This is a genomic window from Kallipyga gabonensis (genome assembly GCF_001286805.1).
GTDB classification, from domain to species: domain Bacteria; phylum Bacillota; class Clostridia; order Tissierellales; family Peptoniphilaceae; genus Kallipyga; species Kallipyga gabonensis.
In genome coordinates, this window is sequence record NZ_CXYV01000002.1 from 815,420 (window position 1) to 837,792 (window position 22,373).

23 protein-coding genes and 1 pseudogene are annotated in these 22,373 nt (G+C 50.8%); 21 read left to right on the plus strand and 3 right to left on the minus strand.

From position 1 onward, the window contains the following. Positions 1 to 58: 58 nt before the first annotated feature. From BN2373_RS05195 to BN2373_RS05205, 3 genes are all read right to left on the minus strand, one after another. Positions 59 to 970 carry a diacylglycerol/lipid kinase family protein gene (locus tag BN2373_RS05195; RefSeq protein WP_053943050.1) on the minus strand — a complete coding sequence of 304 codons (912 nt, stop codon included), beginning with the start codon at positions 968 to 970 and terminating at the stop codon, positions 59 to 61. 38 nt (positions 971 to 1,008) lie between these two features. Continuing rightward, positions 1,009 to 2,028: a lipid II:glycine glycyltransferase FemX gene (locus tag BN2373_RS05200; protein ID WP_053943051.1), complete on the minus strand. Its 1,020-nt coding sequence runs from the start codon at positions 2,026 to 2,028 to the stop codon at positions 1,009 to 1,011. Positions 2,029 to 2,202: 174 nt separating this feature from the next. Beyond that, positions 2,203 to 3,129: an aldo/keto reductase gene (locus tag BN2373_RS05205; RefSeq protein ID WP_053943052.1), complete on the minus strand. Its 927-nt coding sequence runs from the start codon at positions 3,127 to 3,129 to the stop codon at positions 2,203 to 2,205. A gap of 176 nt (positions 3,130 to 3,305) precedes the next feature. Here BN2373_RS05205 and rpsT point away from each other — a divergent pair, with 176 nt between their 5' ends. The 21 genes and pseudogenes from rpsT to recO all read left to right on the plus strand — a co-directional run bounded on the left by rpsT (position 3,306) and on the right by recO (position 22,359). Beyond that, on the plus strand, positions 3,306 to 3,578 hold the full coding sequence (rpsT, locus tag BN2373_RS05210) for a 30S ribosomal protein S20 (protein ID WP_053943053.1): 273 nt from the start codon (positions 3,306 to 3,308) through the stop codon (positions 3,576 to 3,578). 180 nt (positions 3,579 to 3,758) lie between these two features. After that, a complete protein-coding gene (gene lepB, locus BN2373_RS07765; protein WP_053943054.1) occupies positions 3,759 to 4,568 on the plus strand; it encodes a signal peptidase I in 810 nt (269 codons plus the stop codon). 56 nt (positions 4,569 to 4,624) lie between these two features. Continuing rightward, positions 4,625 to 5,167, plus strand: coding sequence for a signal peptidase I (gene lepB / locus BN2373_RS05220; RefSeq protein WP_053943055.1), 543 nt, complete (start codon positions 4,625 to 4,627; stop codon positions 5,165 to 5,167). A gap of 8 nt (positions 5,168 to 5,175) precedes the next feature. After that, positions 5,176 to 6,987, plus strand: a complete 1,812-nt coding sequence (gene lepA, locus BN2373_RS05225) for a translation elongation factor 4 (RefSeq protein WP_053943056.1) — start codon at positions 5,176 to 5,178, stop codon at positions 6,985 to 6,987. Continuing rightward, on the plus strand, positions 6,980 to 8,176 hold the full coding sequence (gene hemW, locus BN2373_RS05230) for a radical SAM family heme chaperone HemW (protein WP_053943057.1): 1,197 nt from the start codon (positions 6,980 to 6,982) through the stop codon (positions 8,174 to 8,176). Before lepA ends, hemW begins: the two co-directional genes overlap by 8 nt. Positions 8,177 to 8,309: 133 nt before the next feature. Further along, positions 8,310 to 9,329, plus strand: coding sequence for a heat-inducible transcriptional repressor HrcA (gene hrcA, locus BN2373_RS05235; protein ID WP_053943058.1), 1,020 nt, complete (start codon positions 8,310 to 8,312; stop codon positions 9,327 to 9,329). Between the two features lie 57 nt (positions 9,330 to 9,386). Beyond that, positions 9,387 to 10,007 (plus strand): nucleotide exchange factor GrpE, encoded by a 621-nt coding sequence (gene grpE / locus BN2373_RS05240; RefSeq protein WP_053943059.1) that lies wholly within the window; start codon positions 9,387 to 9,389, stop codon positions 10,005 to 10,007. An 82-nt stretch (positions 10,008 to 10,089) separates the two neighbouring features. Further along, positions 10,090 to 11,934 carry a molecular chaperone DnaK gene (dnaK, locus tag BN2373_RS05245; protein ID WP_053943060.1) on the plus strand — a complete coding sequence of 615 codons (1,845 nt, stop codon included), beginning with the start codon at positions 10,090 to 10,092 and terminating at the stop codon, positions 11,932 to 11,934. Positions 11,935 to 12,084: 150 nt separating this feature from the next. Next, complete coding sequence (dnaJ, locus tag BN2373_RS05250; RefSeq protein WP_053943061.1) at positions 12,085 to 13,215, plus strand: molecular chaperone DnaJ; 1,131 nt, start codon at positions 12,085 to 12,087, stop codon at positions 13,213 to 13,215. A gap of 1 nt (position 13,216) precedes the next feature. Further along, positions 13,217 to 14,185 carry a 50S ribosomal protein L11 methyltransferase gene (locus BN2373_RS05255; RefSeq protein WP_053943062.1) on the plus strand — a complete coding sequence of 323 codons (969 nt, stop codon included), beginning with the start codon at positions 13,217 to 13,219 and terminating at the stop codon, positions 14,183 to 14,185. Beyond that, positions 14,182 to 15,507, plus strand: a complete 1,326-nt coding sequence (gene mtaB / locus BN2373_RS05260) for a tRNA (N(6)-L-threonylcarbamoyladenosine(37)-C(2))-methylthiotransferase MtaB (RefSeq protein WP_053943063.1) — start codon at positions 14,182 to 14,184, stop codon at positions 15,505 to 15,507. Before BN2373_RS05255 ends, mtaB begins: the two co-directional genes overlap by 4 nt. Positions 15,508 to 15,517: 10 nt before the next feature. Beyond that, positions 15,518 to 15,862, plus strand: coding sequence for an HIT domain-containing protein (locus BN2373_RS05265; RefSeq protein WP_053943064.1), 345 nt, complete (start codon positions 15,518 to 15,520; stop codon positions 15,860 to 15,862). Between the two features lie 22 nt (positions 15,863 to 15,884). After that, entirely contained in the window at positions 15,885 to 16,457 is a 573-nt protein-coding gene (locus BN2373_RS05270) for a hypothetical protein (RefSeq protein WP_053943065.1), read from the plus strand. Between the two features lie 68 nt (positions 16,458 to 16,525). Beyond that, entirely contained in the window at positions 16,526 to 16,708 is a 183-nt protein-coding gene (rpsU, locus tag BN2373_RS05275) for a 30S ribosomal protein S21 (RefSeq protein ID WP_019134077.1), read from the plus strand. Between the two features lie 270 nt (positions 16,709 to 16,978). Then, positions 16,979 to 17,605 (plus strand): NfeD family protein, encoded by a 627-nt coding sequence (locus BN2373_RS05280; protein WP_082338034.1) that lies wholly within the window; start codon positions 16,979 to 16,981, stop codon positions 17,603 to 17,605. Positions 17,606 to 17,674: 69 nt separating this feature from the next. Continuing rightward, positions 17,675 to 18,667: a flotillin-like protein FloA gene (gene floA / locus BN2373_RS05285; protein WP_053943067.1), complete on the plus strand. Its 993-nt coding sequence runs from the start codon at positions 17,675 to 17,677 to the stop codon at positions 18,665 to 18,667. 31 nt (positions 18,668 to 18,698) lie between these two features. Continuing rightward, on the plus strand, positions 18,699 to 19,130 hold the full coding sequence (locus BN2373_RS05290) for a hypothetical protein (RefSeq protein WP_053943068.1): 432 nt from the start codon (positions 18,699 to 18,701) through the stop codon (positions 19,128 to 19,130). Between the two features lie 20 nt (positions 19,131 to 19,150). Beyond that, positions 19,151 to 20,191: a PhoH family protein gene (locus BN2373_RS05295; RefSeq protein WP_053943069.1), complete on the plus strand. Its 1,041-nt coding sequence runs from the start codon at positions 19,151 to 19,153 to the stop codon at positions 20,189 to 20,191. Positions 20,192 to 20,200: 9 nt separating this feature from the next. Further along, positions 20,201 to 20,650, plus strand: a pseudogene (gene ybeY, locus BN2373_RS08010) (rRNA maturation RNase YbeY); the annotation flags it as partial. Beyond that, a complete protein-coding gene (gene era, locus BN2373_RS05300; RefSeq protein ID WP_053943520.1) occupies positions 20,642 to 21,589 on the plus strand; it encodes a GTPase Era in 948 nt (315 codons plus the stop codon). The pseudogene ybeY and the gene era, both read left to right, overlap by 9 nt. Positions 21,590 to 21,597: 8 nt before the next feature. Then, complete coding sequence (gene recO / locus BN2373_RS05305) at positions 21,598 to 22,359, plus strand: DNA repair protein RecO (RefSeq protein ID WP_053943070.1); 762 nt, start codon at positions 21,598 to 21,600, stop codon at positions 22,357 to 22,359. Positions 22,360 to 22,373: the final 14 nt, after the last annotated feature.

Here is a 22,373-nt window from a genome sequence, read left to right on the forward strand (position 1 = left end):
AGCGAAATAATCGCTTCCCTTTTTTTTTTTTTTGATTCCATCCGGCATTTAACCTTATTTAGGCTTGGTCTTCTTTAGCCCGAAAAACCCGGAGATAGTGGGGAAGAAGGGTGATGTTCAAAGGAAAGGAGCCACCCTTGTCGCCATCAATCAGGATGACCGAGGATTCTTGTCCCTCGGCAAGGGAGATGTCAGCTTCCCGGAGGCTTCTGTGAATCAGGTTTTCCGGCGTCTCATTCAGGTTATCACCCGAGAGGAGTTTGGGGATAAGTTTGATCTTGTCGAACGTGGATGAGGCCTTGAGAGCAAGGAGGTTGAGCTTTCCATCCTCCAGATCGGCATCCGGAAAGAGATTTTGCACGCGTACCAGTGCATTACCCAGGGCAATGATGATAAGGGAATAGTCATCGGATAGGTCCTCTCCATCCACATGGAGGGTGAAGGGGATGGTTTCCTGGTCACCCAGAGAATCCAGGGCTCTTTTGACATAGGCCAGATTTCCCTCCTTTTCTTTCTCATCGCCGGAGGTTTCGGCGATATTTTCAAAGAGGGGGCCCATATTAATTGAGGTGATGAAATAATCATCATTCACTTTTCCCAAATCAATGGTAGCCGGTTCTATTTCCTTAAACTGGTTAATTGCCTCTTCATAATTATTGGAAAAACCCAGCATTCCCGCAAGATTGTTGGTGGTTCCCATGGGAACTACACCGATAATGGGGCGGTGATCGTGGGGAGCAACCGCACAGACCCCGTCATGGATGGTCCCATCTCCACCCATAAGGAAGAGGGCATCATATTCCTCCCGGACAGCTTCTTCAGAGAAGCGACTGACATCTTCTTCCTCTTTTGTTTCCTTCACCGTGATTTCTTCATAAGAATCCTGAAGAATCGTTTGAAGCTTTACTGCAAATTCATCAGCCTGGTCTTCCCCGGAATGGGGGTTTACCACAATCATCGCTTTTTTCATTGTTCCTCCTAATAGAAATAATTTTTCGGCAAGTGATCTTATTTCTTTCTTTGTTTGTCCATAAAAGTGTCATAGGCGGTTTGGTCCAGGATCCAATCGAACTCACCGACAAATTCCCGGATTCCACGCTCGCCCGTAAACTTCTTCTTGAAGCGGTAGAGACCGTCATCCTCATCCAGGGACCAGACCCCGGTCATGTCATATTCTTTATAGCCGGCACGGGTCGCATCCTCGATAGCCTTCCAGTTCATGGCCGTGGAGGCGTTGAGGTTCCGCTTCTCATTGGTCGAGGCAGCATAAAGGTAGAGGGACTTGTCGTTATAGTTGATGACGATACATGAGGCCAGGTGGTCCCCTTCATGGCTGGCTTCATAAAGATAAGTATTCTCATAGGCTTCAAAGAGACGGTGGTAATAATCCTTGGGACGGTAGCCGATTTCCTGGCGTTCCGCCATGATCCCTGTCATCTCGTAAAAGCGGTCAAAGACCTCTTCAAATTCCGGATCGTCCTTCTGATAAATGTCTATCTCCACCCCCTTCTTAAAGGCTCGGCGGATCTTGGAACGGAAGCGGCCTTCAAAGGTCATCATCAGGTCTTCCGGATCCTGATCCAGGTAGACTACCATGTTGAGGCGGGGGTTGGAAAAGGAGTGGATGGGGCAGGACCGGGACCGAACGTGGAAACCCGCACCTTCATAAAGCCGAATTAAGTCTTCATCATAGCGGGCCTCCGGGTCCATCCGGAGAAGGAAGCTTTTCCTCTTTTCAAGGACCGGTTTAGCCTCTTCCACCAGACGCTTGACTAAGTCAATGTCGTAGACATCACAGACCGGCCCCCTGACGGCGTAGGAAAAAGAACCTTCAGGATTATGAACCGAAATGATGGAGAGGGCAGCGATGATTTTTCCATCCTCCTCCACCGTGATATAGTCCGGTGTCCAGTTTTCCTTCACATGGGCCCAGTGGATGGATTGGTAAAGGACCCCATGTGGAGAGTGGGCAATAAAGTCTTCATACCGGGCCATGGCCCGGGGATCAGTCTGGTCGATAATGGGCATTTCATCTCCTTTTCTATGGTAACAAGCAGGAAATACTTGGTTAAGGTGAGGTAGAACTTATTTCTTATTATACTATGACAAGCTTCTAAAGTGGAATTTGCTGGTGAGATGGTATAGAAGAGAAAGAAGCCCGGATAGACGACCTATCCGGGCTTCTTCGTTGTAGGTGAATCATCAAGGCAAATATTTCCCTGAAGCCAGGTAGAGCTCATACCACTCCCGGTGGGTGAGGCGGATGGAGAGGGCCTCGGCGGATTCTTTGAGGTGGGTGGGATTCATGGTGCCGACAATGACCTGCATATTAGCGGGATGACGGAGGATCCAGGCCAGGGCGATAGCTGCCTTGGTCACTCCATATTGTTTAGCCAGCTTGTCCAGGCCGGCATTGAGCTCCGGATAGTCGGGGTGGTCAAGGAAGCACCCGCCGATCATTCCATATTGGAGGGGGGACCAGGCCTGAATGGTAATGTCGTGGAGACGGCAAAAGTCCAGGAGGCCGTTATCCCGGTCAATGGAACGGTCTGTGGAGAGGTTGTTGATGTAGAAGGCCTGATCAATGAGCTGAGACTGTTCCAGGGAGAGCTGGAGTTGGTTGATGACCAGGGGCTGGCGGACATATTTGCGGAGAAGTTCCAGCATCATGGGCGGTACATTGCTGACCCCGAAATGGCGGACCTTTCCCGAAGACTCCAGAAGGTCAAAGGCCTCTGCCACTTCCTCCGGGTCATAGAGGAGGTCCGGACGGTGCAAGAGGAGGACGTCCAGATAGTCCAGGCCCATCCGACGAAGGCTGTCATCTACGCTTTCAAGGATGTTCTCCCTGGTCCAGTCAAATTCATTGCGGTCAAAGCAAAGACCACACTTGGTTTGAACAATAAGTTTTTCTCGTTGAAGACCGGAAGCTTTTAGGGCTTCACCAAAGCGGGTTTCCGCCACGCCATCGGTATAACAGGTCGCATTATCGAAGTAATTGATGCCCAGATCAACCGCTGTTTTCAGCATTTCCGCTGCATCTTGGACGGAAAGGTCCGGCATACGCATGCAGCCGAGAATCATGCGGGAAGCATTCTCCGGGCCATGAGCAATCTTAATGGTTTCCATATTTTCCTTCCTTCCTTCCTTTCTTTGTTTCTTTTGCTTTTACCCTATTACCGGGAAAGGGCACATCTCTATTTTATTATAAAAGATATATGTAAAAATCCTTGAAAGGCGAGTTTTCCTGTGTTAGAATGTTTTGGTATCGAATTTATGATTTCACGCTAAGGAGGTGAAAGCACATGGCCAATATTAAGTCAGCAAAGAAACGCATCGCCATTGCTGAGCGGAATCGTCTGAGAAACAAGAGCAAACGGTCGGAAATCAAGACCTATATCAGAAAATTTGATCAGGCCCTTGAGGAAGAAAAGACGACGGAAGCCCAGGAACTGCTAAAAGTGATTGACAAGAAGTTAAAACGTGCTTCGCTTTCAAGCGGAGTTTCTAAAAATGCAGCCAGCCGTCGGATTTCCAAACTTCAGAAGAAGCTCAACGAAGCCGTTGCCGCTCAATAATTTTTCTTCCCTTGTAAAGAGTAATTTCTTACTGAAGTTACTCTTTTTTTATTTCACTCATGAATCAGGCCTCGAATCCGGTCCTGTGTTATAATTTTTATAATCGCCCGTCTTATGGGGCGGATTCCCGTTTTTACCGGAATACTATTGTTGAAAAGATCAAGCTGCAAAGGGGTCTCCATGAAGGACTTTTATCAAGATAAAGAATATGATATGGCGGATACCAAGCCTTTTCGACCGGTTCCTGAACCGGTTGCCGTATACCGGGATACAGAAAAATTGCCGGAGGAAGAAAAGGACGTTTCCTCTCAAAAGGACCAAAGGGTCTCCCAGAATTTCGAAGGAGATAGTGCCGAATTAATGAAGGAAGAAGAGGTTCTTTTATCGGAAGAGGAGGTGGAGGATTTTCAAGGGCAGGAAAGTCTGGGGAATCCTTCCTATGGGATGAAGGAAAAATCGAACGAGTCTTCTTTTTTTGTTGGTCTTCGGGATTGGGTCTTGCCTTTGGTTGTCGCCCTGGCTCTGGCTTTGATTATCCGGATGTTTATCGGCGGCCCGACGACGGTCAAGGGGCAGTCCATGGAATCCACTCTTCATTCCGGTGACATTTTACTCGTTTCAAAGATTCCTACCTATTCGGGGAAGTTTAAGCGTGCTGATATTATTATCATGGATTCGCCCACCCAGCCGGGTGAACTCTATGTCAAACGGATTGTCGGACTTCCCGGTGAGACGGTGGAGATTAAAGGAGGACATGTTTTCATCAATAACAAACTCCTTAAAGAATACTATATTCGAGACTTGCCTACGGGGACCTATCAGGAAACGGTATGGCAGCTTGGGGAAGATGAGTTCTTTGTCATGGGAGATAACCGGGAAGAGGGTGCTTCTTCCGACTCCCGACTTTTTGGCCCGGTGAAAGCGGAAAAAATTGAGGCAGTTGCCCGTTTCCGCATCTTCCCCTTATCCAACCTGTCCTCTTTTTATTAATCTTGTATCTCAATGATGATGGTTTACTGGTCTCCGCTCTGTAATGGGGGTATCTTATGTCCCATGAAAAAACTCAAGTAGGTCGAAAAGAATTTCACCTGGTCGATGGGTTAAAAATTTTCTTCCTGGCCTTGATGGTAGCTTTTTTAATCACCCAATTTGTGATGAACTCCACCCTGGTGGAGGGATCTTCAATGGCGGACACTTTGCACAGTGGGGATCGCCTATTAGTCATGAAATGGGGGACATCCATCAACCGACTCGAACGGGGAGATATTGTGGTTTTTGATGCACCGGGAGAGGATAAACTCTACATCAAGAGAGTCATCGCTTTTCCCAATGAGTTCGTTCAGATTGAAGACGGCCTTGTCTATATCAACGGGAAAAGGCTGGATGAACCTTACATCTCCACAGCCTATACCTTTACATCGGGGCCTAAAGAATGGTATATCCGCGAGGACGAACTCTTCGTTTTGGGCGATAACCGCCAAAGGGGAGCTTCCAAAGATTCTCGGGTTTTCGGGCCCATCAAGGCCAAGGCCCTGGAGGGCCACGCCATCTTCCGCTACTTCCCTCTTGATGATATGGGAGCTTTTTAGGAGACACCATGAACTATACCAGCCAACAAATTCGAAATTTTTGTATTATAGCCCATATTGACCATGGAAAATCCACCCTGGCTGATCGACTGATTGAAAAGACGGAAGCCATCGCTAAACGGGTCATGAAAGACCAGCACCTGGATTCCATGGACCTGGAACGGGAGCACGGGATTACCATCAAACTCAAGGCGGTTAAGCTCTTTTATAAGGCCAAGGATGGCCAGGAATATGTTCTTAACCTGATTGACACCCCGGGCCACGTTGACTTCCACTATGAAGTTTCCCGGTCCCTGGCCGCTTGTGAGGGAGCCCTCCTGATTGTGGACGCCTCTCAGGGAGTGGAAGCCCAGACTGTGGGCAACACCTACCTGGCCTTAGAGGAGGACCTGGAGATTCTCCCGGTCATTAATAAGATTGACCTCCCGGGAGCGGATGTGGATTTTGCCAAACAGGAGATTGAAGACATCCTGGGCCTGGAAGCGGACGATGCTCCGGCGATTTCCGCAAAAAATGGAATTAATATTGAAGATGTTCTGGAGTATATTGTCCACCGGGTTCCGGCTCCCCAAGGTGACCCGGATGGTCCTCTTAAGGCCCTCATCTTTGATTCGGTCTATGACCCCTATCGAGGAGTCATCCTCTTTATTCGCATTATTGATGGTCAGATCAAGGCAGGGGACAGGATCCGCCTTATGGCCACCGGCAAGGAATATTCCGTAGATGAGGTGGGTTTTGTTACCGATGACCATACACCCTGCAAGGCCCTGATTACCGGGGATGTCGGCTATCTCACGGGCTCCATCAAGAATGTGGCAGATGCCCGAGTAGGTGATACGCTGACCCGTGCCGACCGACCGGCTGACCAACCCCTTCCGGGCTATAAAAAAGTCATGCCCATGGTCTTTGCCGGGATTTACCCTACTGAATCGGAATCCGTCAATTCCATTCGGGAGGCCTTGGAGAAGCTCCAGGTTAACGATGCTGCCCTGACCTTTGAAAAAGAGACTTCCGCTGCTCTGGGCTTCGGTTTCCGCTGCGGTTTCCTGGGCATGCTCCATATGGAGATCATCGAAGAACGCTTGATCCGGGAGTTTGACCTGGATATGATCGTGACGGCCCCCTCCGTCGTCTACAAAATCAAGCTCAATTCGGGGAAGGAGGTGGAGATCCAGAACCCCTCCGACTTCCCCGATCCTACCGACATTAACTATGTCCAAGAGCCGATCGTTGATGCCGCCATCATGACCCCCAAGGACCATATCGGGGCCATCATGGAGCTATGCGAAGAAAAGCGTGGGGTTTACAAAACCATGGAATACCTGGATGAGCGTCGGGTGACCATCCACTACGAACTCCCCTTAAATGAAGTGATTTACGATTTCTTCGATGCCCTTAAGTCCCGGACCAGGGGCTACGCTTCGCTGGATTATGACCTCAAGGGTTATCAGGTATCTGACCTGGTTAAGCTGGACATCCTGGTCAACGAAAAAGTTGTAGATGCCCTTTCTCTCATTGTCCACAGGGACAAGGCTTATGAGCGTGGCCGGTCCATCTGTGAGCGGTTAAAAAAAGAGATTCCCCGCCATCAATTCGCTGTCCCCATCCAGGCCGCTATCGGCGGAAAGATCATTGCCCGTGAGACGGTATCCGCCCTCCGGAAGGATGTCATCTCCAAGTGCTATGGAGGGGATATTTCCCGGAAGAAGAAGCTTTTAGAGAAACAAAAAGAAGGGAAAAAACGGATGCGGCAGATCGGAAACGTCTCCATCCCGCAGACCGCTTTCCTTTCTGTTCTTAAGTATGATGACGATGAATAAAGACAATAGAAGAAAGAAAAATGACAATATCGCAGGAAAGAGCCTGGGCCTCTACCTCCACATTCCTTTTTGTGAGGAGAGGTGCTCTTACTGCGATTTTTTGACCTTTCCCCATCTTCCCTTTCTCCATGAGGACTATGTGGATGCCCTGTGTCAGGACATTGCCCTTTCCGGGAAAGAGGGATATTTTGAGGGAAAGACCATCGATACCATCTATATGGGCGGAGGAACTCCTTCCATCCTCTCTCCTTCCCAGTTAAAAAGGATCCTGACTGCCCTTCATACCCTGCCTTTAGACGTGAAAGAGTGGACGGTAGAGGTCAATCCCGGAACCTTGAACGATGAAAATCTGGACCTATTCCTGGAAGCCGGAGTCAACCGGCTTTCCTTTGGTATCCAGACCATGGACCCCGGACTTCTGGCTTTTTGCCGGAGGACCCACCGGCCTGAGACGGTTTATTGTGACCTTGACCGAATCAGGACTCGGGGAGGAAGGGACCTGGCCATCAACCTGGATTTCATCTACGGGATTCCCGGTCAGGAAATTTCTCATATTGATAAGGATCTTTCGGCTATTCAGGACTTTCAGCCGGACCATGTTTCCTGGTATTCTCTTATTCTGGAAGAGAAGACCCTTCTGGATTTCTGGATTCGCCGGGGGAAGGTTAAGCCCCTTTCTCCGGATCAGGAGTTTGCCCTGATGGAAAGAGCCTTCCGTGGCCTGGAGGACCAGGGATATACCCGCTATGAGCTGTCCAACTTTGCCCGGGCCGGCAAGGCCTCCCTCCACAATTTGAAATATTGGACCGGTCAAGATTACCTGGGCCTGGGCCTGGGAGCATCCTCTTATTTGCATCATCGGCGGTTGAAGAAAACGGAAGGAATCCAAACTTACATTGATGAAATCAACCGGGGAAGACCGGCCTGGACCGAGGAGGCTCGGACAAAAGACGATGATATTTTTGAAGGGATCATGATGGGCCTTCGGAAGATTGCCGGGATTGACCGGGCGGCCTTCCGGGCTCGGATGGGGGTGGACCCGCTGGACCGGTCCAGAGCTATCTTTGAAGAAGAGAAAGCCCTTGGACTGGTGGATTGGACAGAGGAAGCTCTCTTCCTCACACCGGAGGGGCTCAATCTCCAAAATGAGGTTCTCCTTGATCTCATGGAAGACTTTTCTCTTTCATAAGATGCGGCTTGACAAAGTGTGGGGGAGGCTTTATACTATTTTTAGCACTCAACAATATAGAGTGATAACAACAAGAAAAAAATAAGTGATCAAGCGGGTTAAAGGTGTTTTGGGGACAGAAAGGAAAGCTGGGATGAACGAAAGAAAATACTTTATTTTGGGAGCAATTCTTTCTTCCTATCTCCATTCCAAGGAGCCTCTAGGATCAAGAACCTTGAAACGTCTTTATAATATGGACATTTCCGCTGCGACGATACGAAACGAGATGAGTGATCTGGAGCTTTTAGGCTATTTAGAAAAAACGCATGTTTCCTCCGGTCGGATTCCGTCTCAAAAGGCTTACCGCTGGTATGTGGACCAGGTCCAGGAAAAAGGCTGGGCACGAGAGGAGGTTCCCCAACTTCCGGACAGAAGTCTCTTGACGCAGACCGATGATCCCAGAAATGTTTTGGATTCCGCCCTTAATGTCCTATCGGATATTACCGGAACGGCGGCCTTTACCTATACGCCCGGAAGGGGGAACGATCGGTTATCAAAAATCCGATTCCTACCCCTGTCCGACCGGGAAATTTTGATCCTCCTGGTTTTTCACTCCAAGTTCGTCCAGACAGAACGGGTTCACTTAAAAGGGACATACGCTATGGACCGGCTTTTTCGGGCCGAGGAGATTTTCCAGAACCTTTTGGAGGGGAAGAACCTGGATGAAATCACTATCTTCCTTCAGACAGGCCCTTTTTCCGGAACCTATGTAGCCGGGAATCTTCTCAGTGAATTGGTGCCGGTGGTAAGGGATCGAATTGTGGCCCATAGGAAACCTAACCTGGTTTTCAATGGCCTCTTTAAGCTTCTGGCTTTGGATGACTATGCACCGGACAAGGCCTTAGTCTTTATCCAAAAGCTTCAGGATGATCCGGACCTTTTGGATTTCCTAGCCGGCCTGGATAATCAGGATGGCATGAAAGTCTATATCGGTCAGGAAAACCCGGTTGATTGGCTCAAGGATGCCAGTTTAATTATGGTCCCCTACCGAGTGCGGGGAGACATCATCGGTCAGCTCGGTGTCGTTGGTCCTATCGATATGGACTACCGTCGAGTGATGAGCGATGTTTATCGGATGGGGCGTTATATCAATGCAATCACAGGAAGACAATAGATGGAGAAATCATCACGAGATTGAGAGGGTTGTGGCGGAAAGTTAAAGGAGGTAGGGATGACGGAGAAAAGAAATGAGACAGAAAAACTCAAAAAGAACGTTCAGATTGAGGATAACCGGGAAGAGCAAGAAGAAGTGAAAGACTCTGATCCGGATCGGGAGAATGTCCAGGCCGATCCTGAGGAAGACCGGGAAGAGGTTGTGGAAGCGGAGATCGTAGACGAAGAAGAGGACTTTGAGATTCGAGAAGAGAAGAAGGATGAGGGGGCGGCCGATCGGGAACGACTCCTCAGGCTTCAAGCCGACTTCGCCAACTTTAAGAAGCGGACGGAGAAGGACCGACAGGATACGATCAAGTTCGCCAACGAAAAGCTCATCCTTAAGCTGGTGGACGTGGTGGACAACTTCCACCGGGCCCTTGAAACGGAAAGGGAGGAGAAGGACTCATTCTACGAAGGGATGGAACTCATCTTCGCCCAACTGACCGGTGTCCTTAAAGAGGAGGGTCTTGAGGAAATCGACCCGAAAGGCCAGGCCTTTGATCCCAACTTTCACGATGCGGTTCTCTCGGAGGAAAGTGAGACTGTTCCCTCCGGCCACGTGATCGAGACCATGCGGAAGGGATACACCCTGAAGGGACGACTTATCCGTCCGGCCATGGTCAAAGTTGCACAGTAAAGGTTAACAAGACAACATTCCCCAATAAGGGATTGAGATAAAGAGTTGATCAGGAAGATCATAACAATGAGGAGGTTTTCTTATGAGTAAAATTATTGGTATTGACTTAGGAACAACGAACTCGGCAGTTGCCGTGATGGAAGGTGGTTCTCCCACCATTATCCCCAATGCCGAAGGTAACCGGACCACCCCTTCTATCGTCGCTTTTACCAAAGAGGGAGAGCGTCTGGTCGGCGAAACCGCCAAGCGTCAGGCTATCATGAATCCCCATCGGACGATCGCTTCGATTAAGAGAGACATGGGTTCAGATCGTAAGGTTTCTATTGATAAGGATTATTCCCCGGAAGAAATTTCGGCTATGATTCTTCAAAAATTGAAAGCGGATACCGAATCCTACCTGGGTGAGAGTGTGAAGGAAGCGGTCATTACCGTGCCTGCTTATTTCACCGATGCCCAGCGTCAGGCGACCAAGGATGCCGGACGAATTGCCGGTCTGGATGTGAAACGGATTATCAATGAGCCGACAGCGGCGGCCCTGGCTTACGGAATGGACAAGGAAACCGACCAGTCCAAGATCATGGTTTATGACCTTGGCGGAGGCACCTTCGATGTTTCCATTCTGGAAGTAGGCGATGGAGTTTTTGAGGTTCTGGCTACTCGCGGAAACAACCGTCTGGGCGGCGATGACTTCGACCAGGTTCTGATGAAGTACATCAACGATGAATTCATGAAAGAACACGGTGTGGATCTTCTCTCTGATCCCACTTCTGACCAGCGTCTCAAGGATGCGGCAGAAAAGGCCAAGAAGGAACTTTCTTCTTCGATGACCACGACCATCAACCTTCCCTTCATTACAGCAGTTAACGGTCAGCCGGTCCACCTCAACATGGACCTGACCAGGGCAAAGTTCGATGAGCTCACCGCCTCTTTAGTGAAAAAGACCGAGCAGCCGGTTATGGATGCCTTGAAGGATGCCGGCATTTCCGCCTCCGATTTGGATAAGGTCTTGCTTGTTGGCGGGTCCACACGGATCCCCGCTGTCCAGGAGTCGGTTAAGCGTCTGACCGGTAAGGAACCCCAGAAAGATATCAACCCGGATGAATGCGTAGCCATCGGTGCAGCAATCCAGGGCGGTGTCCTGACCGGTGAGGTCAAGGACCTCCTCCTCCTGGATGTTACCCCCCTGTCCCTGGGCTTGGAAACCCTGGGCGGGGTCATGACCGTCCTCATTCCGAGAAATACGACCATCCCGACCAAGAAGAGCCAGGTCTTCACTACAGCTGCGGATAACCAGACCACCGTGGACATCCACGTCCTCCAGGGAGAACGTGAATTTGCCACCGATAATACTACCCTGGGACGTTTCCAGTTGACCGGGATTCCGGCAGCCAGACGGGGCATTCCCCAGATCGAAGTGACTTTTGATATTGACGCTAACGGCATTGTCAACGTCTCTGCTAAGGATCAGGGAACCGGTAAGGAGCAGAAGATTACCATCACTTCCTCCACCAATTTGTCCGAAGATGAAATCAACCGCAGGGTCAAGGAAGCCGAGCAGTTTGAGGCCGAAGATAAGAAGCGGAAGGAAGTAGTGGAAGCCAGGAACCAGGCGGAAACGATGATCTACCAGACCGAGTCCACCCTCAATGAAGTGGGTGATAAGGTTAGCGAGGAAGAAAAAAAGAAGGTTCAAGACAAGATCCAGGCCTTGAAGGATGTTAAGGATTCGGATAATTTGGAAGAAATTAAGTCTAAGTCCGATGACCTCATGGCTGAGCTCAACCAGCTTTCACAAAAGCTTTACCAGCAGGCAGGCGGTCAGGCAGGACCTCAGGGTCAGTCTGATCCCGGTCAAACCGGTCACGATGATGATGTGGTTGATGCCGACTACGAAGTGGTCGACGATGACGAAGAGGCTAATTCCTAATCGGAAAGAAGTTGAGGAGAGCCGGAGTCTAGCTCCGGCTCTTTTTTCTTGGAGAAGGCGGAAGACCAGTCTTTTCCCTACTTGGGCTTGTGGATTTTCGCCGAATTCCCTTATAATGGGTAGATATGAGCCAAGAGAAAGGAGCCTGACTTGAAAGATCCTTATGAGGTGCTGGGCGTTGAAAAGAACGCTGACAAGCAGACCATTAAAAGAGCCTATCGGACAAAGGCAAAAAAATACCATCCGGATTTGAATCCCGGAGATGACGCAGCCGCAGAGAAGTTTAAGGAACTCTCCTCGGCCTACGATATTTTGCAAGATGATGAAAAACGCCAGATGTATGACCGCTACGGAGCCGCTGCCTTTGAAAACGGAGGGATGGGCGGGGGAGGCTTTTCCGGGGGATTCGGCTTTGATCCCACAGATATTTTTGGAGACCTCTTTTCCGATCTTTTCGGCGGGAGCGGACGCCAACGTCGTCAAGATCCTAATGCACCCCGGGTGGGAGAGGATGTCCGGTTGGAGGTCAAGTTAACCTTCAAAGAAGCGGTTTTCGGAACAACGAAAAAGATAAAACTCCGTCGATTTCGAACCTGTGACCATTGTCACGGGAATGGGGCCGAGCCCGGAAGTGATAAAAAGACCTGTCCGACCTGTCAGGGATCGGGAATGACCGCTCAGGAGGTACGGACTCCCTTCGGACGGATGGTCAACCAGACCACCTGCCCTCATTGTCATGGGGAGGGCTTTATCATTGAAAAGCCCTGCAAGGAATGCCATGGCCAGGGCAGGATCAAGAAGGAAACCACCATTTCTGTCGATATTCCTGCCGGAGTGGACGATGGAAACATCCTTCCCATCCGGAGCCAGGGCCATGAAGGGCTCAATGGTGGGGCTGCAGGGGACATCTATGTCGTTCTCCGGGTGGCTCCTTCAGAAGTTTTTACCCGTCGAGGATCCGACCTCTACTTAGACCTGCCCATCCGGTTCAGCCAGGCGGCCCTGGGCGATAAGATCCAGGTTCCCGGCCTGGAAGGGAAACTGTCTTTTGATCTACCTGCCGGAACCCAGACCGGAACGCTTTTCACCATAAAGAAGGAAGGGGTTCCCAATGTTCGTTCAGGTCATAAGGGCGACCTCCATTTCCGCGTCAACATTGTTACGCCCAAGAAGCTTAATAGTGAGCAAAAAGACGCTCTTCGAGCCTTCCAGACCGCCATGGGGGAAGAGAGCGAGGAGTCTCGCGGTTTTTGGGATAAGGTAAAGGATATTTTCGATTGATATGAGCCAAGACTATTTTTCCCTCCTGGTCATCTACCCTCGGGAGGATAATGACTATTTGAATCTCCTCTTCATGGATGCGGGTATGATCGGTTCGGAGATCATCGATCCCAAAACTATCGAAGAGTACCAAAAGCGGGCGGCCGAGTGGGAACTCTCCAACCGCGAGGAATTGCTCCGGGTCCAGGAGAAAGACCTGGGTCAGGAAATTACTGAAGGTTTTATGGCGCAGAGGATGTTTTTCCTGACCGACAAAAAATCCCTGGCCAAGCTGGACCGGGCGGAGCGGCAGGTCTATGAGCAATATGGAGAGACTATCCAGGTCATTGAAGAGGGAATCATCGACAACAGTCATTGGAACGAGACCTGGCGGTCCTTTTATAAGCCCCTGGATGTGGGCAAGACCATCCGGATTCTTCCTGCCTGGATGGAGGAAGAGGGAGAAGGGCGGGAGGTCATCAAGATTGATCCCGGCATGGCTTTCGGATCGGGATCACATGAAACCACCCTGGTCTCCCTGGAATTTCTGGAAGAGATGGATCTCAGGAATAAGGCCTTCCTTGATCTTGGAACAGGTTCGGGCATTTTAGCCATCTATGCAGCCATGCAAGGGGCCGACCCGGTAGAGGGGACGGATATTGATCCTGATGCCATTCGGACCGCTCACAAAAATGCCGGGATCCAGGATGAAAATTTGGACATTCATTTCTATGTTTCTGACCTTTTGGACCGGGTGGAAGGAAGCTTTGATGTGGTAGCAGCCAACCTTCTCTATCCTCTTTTAGTCCGTCTCCTGCCGGACTTTCACAGGATCCTCCGACCGGGAGCAAAGATCATTTTCTCCGGACTTTTGGCTGACCAAGCGGAGGCCATCCGGTCTCAGGCTTGTGACCTGGGTTACCAGGTCCTTGAGACCCGGATTAAGGGAGAGTGGGCCGGTTTAGTTTTGGAATGGAAGGGACAGGCATGAAGACGGTCACTTTTTACACCTTGGGCTGTAAGGTCAACCAGTATGAGTCCGAGGCCATGGAAGAGGCCTTCTTAGATCGGGGTTACCGAGCGGTGGGAAGGGATGAGGGGGCGGATGTTTTTGTCATCAACACCTGCACCGTAACCCATGTTGCCGATGCCAAGTGCCGCCAGGCCATCCGACGAGCCAAACGGAAGAACCCCCAGGCTGTGGTGGCTGTGGTGGGCTGTTATGTTCAAGTCGCTCCGGAAACCGTCCGGGCCATCGAGGGCGTAGACGTCCTCATCGGTACCAAGGGAAGGGACCGGATCGTGGATGCGGTCGAGGAAGTGTCTGCAACCGGGAAGAAAGTGGAAGATGTGGTTGACCTCGACCGGGTTCGACGCTTTGATGAACTGGGTATTGCCACTGAACTTTCCACCACCAGGGCGGCCATAAAAGTCCAGGAAGGCTGCGAGATGTATTGCTCCTACTGCATCATCCCCTATGCCCGGGGGCATATGGCTTCCCGGGATCAGGGGGCGATCCTGGACGAAGTTCGCCGCCTGGTCCGGAAGGGGATCAAGGAATATGTCCTTACGGGAATCCATGTCGCCTCCTATGGCAAAGAAAAAGCACCCGATGGTCAGGTGGAAGCCGAAAGACCCCGAGACCTCATTGATCTGGTGGAAGCCGTAGCCAAAATTCCGGGGGTGGAGAGGATTCGGCTTTCCTCTATTGAGCCCCGGTGGGTAACCCCGGAAAAGCTCCTGAGACTTGCGGCCTGCGGGAAATTTGCCGACCACTTCCACCTCTCCCTTCAATCCGGGTCGGACAGAATCCTGAAAGCCATGAACCGAAAGTACGACAAGGCCCTTTACCTGGAAAAAATCAGGGAAATCCGAAAGGTCTTCCCTCATGCCGGCCTAACCACAGACGTCATTGTGGGCTTTCCGGGTGAGATAGAGGAGGATTTCCGGGAGACCCTTGCCTTTGTGGAGAAAGTGGGCTTTTCCAAAATTCATATTTTTCCTTATTCCAAAAGGGAGGGCACTCCGGCTGCTCTTTTCAGGAATCAGGTTCCCCCTTCTATCAAAAAAGATCGAGCTGCCCGCCTGGCAGAACGGGAAATTGTCCTTCGCCATGCCTTCATGGACCGGATGGAAGGGGAGGAGGTCCGGGTTCTCTTCGAAGAAGGTGGGGATAAAGGAAATATGGAAGGGTATACCGGGAATTACCTTCGGGTTCGGATGAAGAGAAAAGAAACTTGGGTCAACCGGATCATATCAGGTAGAATAGGGAAAAGGGAGGGAGATGTCCTCCACTTTGAACCCGAACAATAAGGAGGTTGTCATGTCGGATTGCATTTTCTGCAAGCTAGCCAATAAAGAGATTCCCACGGAAGTGGTTTATGAAAATGAGGACGTCTTCGCTTTCAAGGATATGGAGCCTGCGGCCAGGATCCACTACCTCTTCATCCCTAAGGACCACCTGGAGTCCGTTCAGGCTCTGGATGATTTTTCCATCATGGGTAAGCTCTTTGCCGCCATCAAAGAAGTCGCTGAAAAAGAGGGATTTTCTAAAGACGGTTACCGGGTCATCTCCAATGTGGGGGATAATGGGAACCAGTCCATCCACCATCTCCACATCCACGTCCTGGCGGGTGAACCCATCCGCTTCCCCGGATTTGACCACTAATATAGACAGATTGGAGATTGTCATGAAAACAAAACGCATCATCTCGGCTTGTTTGTCCCTTCTTCTCGCCTTCTCCCTTTCCGCCTGCGGAAATACGGCCCAGGCACCCTCAGATAGCGGAGAGAGTCAAGAATCAATGATTTCTTCTGAGCCTGTTTCCGATTCGGAAGACAGCTCTGCGTTGCTTTCTGAAAGTCAAGTCTCGGAATCTGTCCAGGAGGAGCCCCTGACCGCTGAGGAAAAGACTGCCCTGGAAGATTTGGTTAAAGAGATTAGCCAACTTCCCATCGGTACTGCGGGATCTTCCCTCATCAGCTATGAGGCCTTCACCCACCTGGCCAATGATTTTGCTTTCTATGCGGATAAAACTCAGGAGGCCGACCAGGTCCTTGCCCAAGCTGCTGAAAAAGTGGAATCCAAGGATGAATTTCAAAATCAGCTTCTTATGATGACATCGACTCTTGAGGATATGGAAGAGGATCTTCAAGACCTTCAGACCCGGGTTAAGGATGCCGGCGTTGAGTTGCATCCCAGCTTGAAGGCAGAAGAGATTCAGGGTCTTCTTCATGCCATTATCCATGGAGCCGGTTTTTGATCGTTTGCAATCTTATTTTCCCTGGTGTATAATGGCTTGTATTAATTTAGCTCCAAGGGGGTGAGAATTTGCCAGAGATTCACGTTCGAGAGAATGAATCCATTGAAAGTGCTCTCAAAAGATTTAAGCGGTCCTGTGCTCGTGCCGGCACTCTTGCTGAGTACCGCAAGCGTGAACACTACGAAAAACCTTCGGTGATTCGTAAAAAGAAGAATGATGCGGCCAAGCGCAAAAACCGCAAGAGAAAATAAGCAAAATCATACGACAGAATTTTTCATCGATGATTTTCAGGTTTCGTTTTTCGGAGCCTGTCCAGGAGACTGTGCAGTTGACTGCACAGTCTCTTTTTTTTACTTATCGCTTTTTAACTTTCGGATTTTCCGCAGAAGGGCGGTATCGATCAAGGCTTGATTTGGGATAGGCCTATAATCTAGGGTATAATAAATGTGCTATGGGAAGTTGAACTTCCCTGGTCTTTTGTCTGAACATTTCTTTGAAGCTACAAATGGAAAGGAGGAAGGATGACTCCATCAATGATCGCAAGTATTCTGCTTATCATAGCCATTCTCCTGATTGTGGCGGAGGTCTTCTTGCCGAGTCGTGGGGTTTTGGGTATCCTGGGAGCCCTGGCTATTGGAGGGTATTTATACTTCTCCATCCGGGCCGGCTATTGTTCAACCCTGGAAATCATCCTCTTCGTTGCCGGATTGGTTCTCCTCGTCTTTGAGGCAGTGATTCCCGGTTTTGGCCTTCCGGGCATCACCGGGTCTGTCCTTTTATTCTTCGCCATTACCCAATTTGCCGAAAATCCGGGCTTGGGATTGACCACCTTGGCAACGGGGATCCTTGCCGGACTAGGTCTGGGCTTTATCCTGGTTAAGGCAGGTTTTTCCAGCAAGCTCCTCACCCAATCCGTTCTGAACGCCGATTTGAGTTCAGAAAAAGGATACCTGGCTCGGAAAAACACGGAGTCCCTGGTAGGACAGGAAGGGATCAGCCTGACCCCTCTCCGCCCTTCCGGAAGGATTCAGGTTGGTGAACAAAGACTGGATGCCATCAGTCAGGGTGAATTTATCGAAAGTCAGGTTCCTATTGAGATTTATGAAGTATCCGATGGAAGGGTCCTTGTCCGGCCCAAGCAAAAATAGTTGGACCGGTTCATGATTGCCGGACTTCCAACCGAGTCTTCGCCGCTGTGAATATTAAGGAGGTTATCCATGCCCTTTGGCTTTTCTGTGGGGTACATCCCCATTGTCATCATTGTTATTGCTTTTTTGTCGCTTTTCTTCTCCTTTGTCCCTGTGGGACTTTGGATTACCGCCCGCTTTTCAGGTGTTCCCGTGGGGATCTCCGACTTGATCGGCATGCGGCTCCGCCGGGTCAACCCTTCCAAAATCGTTAATCCCATGATCAAAGCCACCAAAGCCGGCCTCAATCTCAATATTGCTGAGTTGGAAGCTCATTATCTGGCCGGCGGACGGGTTAATTCGGTTATCGATGCTCTGATTGCCGCCCAAAGAGCCAACATCGCCCTGGACTTCAAGGAAGCTACGGCTATCGACCTGGCCGGTCGGAATGTTTTTGAGGGAGTTCAGGTATCTGTTAATCCCAAGGTGATTGAAACCCCGACTATTGCTGCTGTGGCTAAGAACGGGATTGAAGTCATGGTTAAGGCCAAGGTCACCGTCCGGGCCAATATCCAGCGTTTGGTAGGTGGTGCCGGAGAAGCCACCATCATCGCCCGTGTCGGTGAAGGTATTGTCACCACCGTAGGTTCATCGGAATCCCACACAGAAGTCTTAGAAAATCCGGATAATATCTCAAAAACCGTCTTAAACAAAGGACTGGACTCCGGGACCGCCTTTGAAATCCTCTCCATCGACATTGCCGATGTGGATGTGGGCCGAAACATCGGAGCTAAGCTGCAGACAGACCAGGCCGAGGCGGATAAGCGAATTTCCCAGGCCAAGGCGGAAGAAAGACGGGCCCAGGCGGTAGCAGCGGAACAGGAGATGATCGCTGAGATCCGTCGTCAGCGGGCCAAGGTCGTTGAGGCTGAAGCTGAAGTGCCCAAGGCCCTATCGGAAGCCCTCCGGTCGGGAAATCTTGGAGTTATGGACTACTACAACATGAACAATATCAAGTCTGATACCCGGATGCGTGAATCCATCGCCGGCAATGAAAAGCACAACGGCGATGAAGATCAATAATGGTTATCAGTAGGAAGAGAAGGGACAGGTTATGTCCATACAAGCCTTTTTAGACCGTCTCGAAAAGGAATTGAAGGAAGCCCAGAAGGTCCAGGAAGCCCTTCGTGCCCAAAATGGTCAAAAGGTCGAAAAGAGGAAGAAAAGACCCTCTAAAAAGTCAAAAGCTTTTTCTTCCTCTACATCCGGAACTTCCGATTTGGCTGAGGAAAGATCTCGGGCAAACAAGGAAGAGGCTCGCCGGAGTATCCGGGAATCCCGTCAGATTTTTCGGGAATATAAAAAAGAAGACGGGGAGGATTCCCCGGCAGGGGCTTCTGCCGGAGAGGGAAGCGATCTTGAGAAGATTGAGGTCATGGAAAGAGATCCCCGCTTTTCCAGGGCCAGACGGCCCTCCCGGGAGGAGATGCGAAAGGCCATAGTCTGGAAAGAAATTTTGGGCCCACCTAAAGCAAGAAGAAAATAAGGAGAGTGATTCAAGAGTCTATGACGACTGTGATTTGGAAAGATCAATCAGGCCGGGGCGAGGATACCCCGGCCTTGTTTGGGCATTTGGATGAAAACAAAAAACTGATTGAAGATCGTTATGATGTCACCATCCGGGTCAAAGATGGTCAGTTGGAAATTTCGGGGGAGGACTATGATCTTCAGGCTACTCGGGCCGTCCTTGACTCCATGGAGGAGATTATCCGCCGTCAGGGCTACGTGACCAGGGAAGAGGTGACTTATCTTCTGGATGTTCAGGATAAGGATGCTGACCTCCCCGTGGGAGATATGCTCAAGGATGTCATCGTCACCACATCCCGGGGAAAGCCTATCCGGGCAAAGACCATTGGACAGAAGCGGTATGTCGATGCCATCAATGAAAATGGCTATACCTTTGGGATCGGCCCTGCCGGAACCGGCAAGACCTATCTGGCCATGGCCATGGCGGTCAAGGCATTTAAGGCGGGCCAGGTTTCCCGGATCATTCTGACCCGGCCGGCTGTGGAAGCCGGGGAGAGCCTGGGCTTCTTGCCGGGTGACCTCCAGGAGAAGATCGATCCCTACCTCCGTCCCCTCTACGATGCCCTTTTTGAAATCCTGGGTAACGACACTTACCTCAAACTTAAGGAGAGAGGGCTGATCGAGGTAGCTCCCCTGGCCTACATGCGGGGTCGGACCCTCGACAACTCCTTTATTGTTCTGGATGAGGCCCAAAACACAACCCCTCAGCAGATGAAGATGTTCCTGACTCGGATGGGTTACGGATCCAAGGCGGTCATCACCGGAGACATTACCCAGGTGGACCTGCCCAATGGAAAGTCCTCGGGCCTCAAAACCATCCAACATATTCTTCGGGGTATTGATGGGATCTCTTTCTGCTACTTTAACCGGGCGGACGTGGTCCGCCATCCCCTGGTCCAAAAAGTTATCGATGCCTTTGAGAAGTATGAAGGCAGTCAAGGGGGCGACCATGGCCAGGGAAAGGGTCCCTCAAAGAAAGCCAAGGGAGACCGGTCGAAGGACCGGGGAAGAAACAAGTAGGCGGGAAAAATGATTATAGATATTGATAATCGGGATAAAAACCTAAGCCTGAGTCAGACCCGCCGGGACCTCCTTGAGGAGGCCCTGTCAACTGCCCTATCTATGGAAGGAATCGTGGAAGAGGTTACCCTCTCCCTGTCTTTTGTGGATGGGGAGGAGATCCGGGCCCTCAACCGGGATTACCGGGGGATAGACCGGGAAACGGACGTCCTTTCCTTTCCTGCCCATGAGGCTGAGGATATTCCTGCTCTTAAAGACTGGAAATGCCTGGGTATTCTAGGAGATATTGTGATTAACCAGGACCGGGTCCGAACCCAGGCTGAGGACTTTGGTCACAGCGAAGATCGCGAATCTGCCTACCTGGCGGTCCACTCCCTCCTCCACCTCCTGGGCTATGACCATGAGACAGCTGAGGAAAAGGAAGTTATGCGGACAAAGGAGGAGGCGGTTATGGCCCGGTTGGGCCTGTCGCGGGAACCGGAAGTTCCCTTTCACTCGGGCTATGTCACTATTGTGGGCCGACCCAATGTGGGGAAGTCAACCCTGTTAAATGCCCTCATGGGGGAGAAGCTCACCATCACTTCCAATAAGGCACAAACCACCCGCAATGAGATCAAGCTGATCTATACCGATGACCGGATGCAGATTATCTTCACCGATACCCCCGGCTACCAGACACCTAAGAACAAGCTGGGGGAGGCCATGCTCAAGATGAGCCGGGATGCGGTGAATGGAGTGGATTTGGTTATTTACATGACCGATCCTTCTCCGGAAGCGGGCCGGCTGGACAGTCTCCTTCTGGATTACTTACAAGGGGTCAAGCTGCCCAAGCTTTGTCTGATCAATAAGGCGGACAAGGCGGATGATCCCCTTCTTTTTGCCGTCTCCGACCGCTATCAAAAGCTGGGAATCTTTGACGGCGTCATTCTCTGCTCAGCCAAGGAGGGGAAGGGCCTGGACCTGGTTAAAGATGCCCTTTATCAGGCTCTTCCCCCCGGGCCATGCTATTATCCGGAGGACATGGTTACCGACCGGCCCGAGCGATTTATTGTCGCCGAGCTCATCCGGGAAAAATGCCTGAATAATCTTTCCCAGGAGGTTCCCCATGGGATCTATGTAGCCATCGACCAAATGAAATACAGGGAGACCGGAGACCTGGCGGACATCTATGCCACCATTGTTGTGGACAGAACCTCCCACAAGGGCATCGTCATCGGCAAGGGAGGGGCCATGCTCAAGAAAATCGGGACCCAGGCCCGGAAGGACCTGGAAAACTTCCTCCAATGTCGGGTTAATCTTAAACTATGGGTTAAAATAGAGAAGAATTGGCGGCAGAAGGGGCGACTGATCACAAGCTTCGGTTATGGGGCTGATGATCAGGGTCCGAATCGGTCCTAAGAGGCATCATGGAGCAGGATTTGAAAAATGTGGAGGGGCTGGTTCTCCGCATCTACAATATCAAGGATTCTTCCCGGATCGTGGACCTCTTTGCCCGTGACCAGGGACGGATTTCCTTTATGGCCCGGGGGGCAAGGCGGGACAAGTCTCCCTCCCTCAACCTGACCCAGCCCTATGTGGAGGGTCGTTACAACCTCCAGCCCGGTCGGTCCATGTACTATTTCAAGGATGGGCAAATCCAAAATGCCCACCTGGGCCTACGCAGGTCCATTCGACGACTTGCTTTGACAGAGTTTTCCGTTGAAGTCCTCACTTCCGTTCTCTTTACAGACAGGGACCCCATCCTGTATGATTTCATGGTGACCTTTTTAGCTGTCGTGGAGGAGGCGGATGACAGCGATTTAGCCCGTCTTCTCGGTGCTTTCCTTTTCAAACTGGTTTCCTTTGTCGGCTTCCGGCCCGGCCTGAGTCGGTGCCTGGAGTGCGATGGAGGGATTAAGCTTCCCCTGGTCTTTGACCTTCATGCCGGAGGTATGGTCTGTGACGACCACCCGGCTCGGCCCGGTCAACGGACCCTGTCCATGGACCAGTACAAGGAACTGGTCTCCTACCTGACCCGGTCTTTCAGGGAAATTCGGGAAGGAAGTCTGGAGGAAAAGGGAGATCTTTATCGGACCATGGCAAGGCTTTGCCTGGCCTATTTTCAAATTCAAACCGGCCGAGACCGGTTCAAAAGTTTAGGAATGCTACAAGATCTGGGCCTGGTATGATAGAATCAATCGGC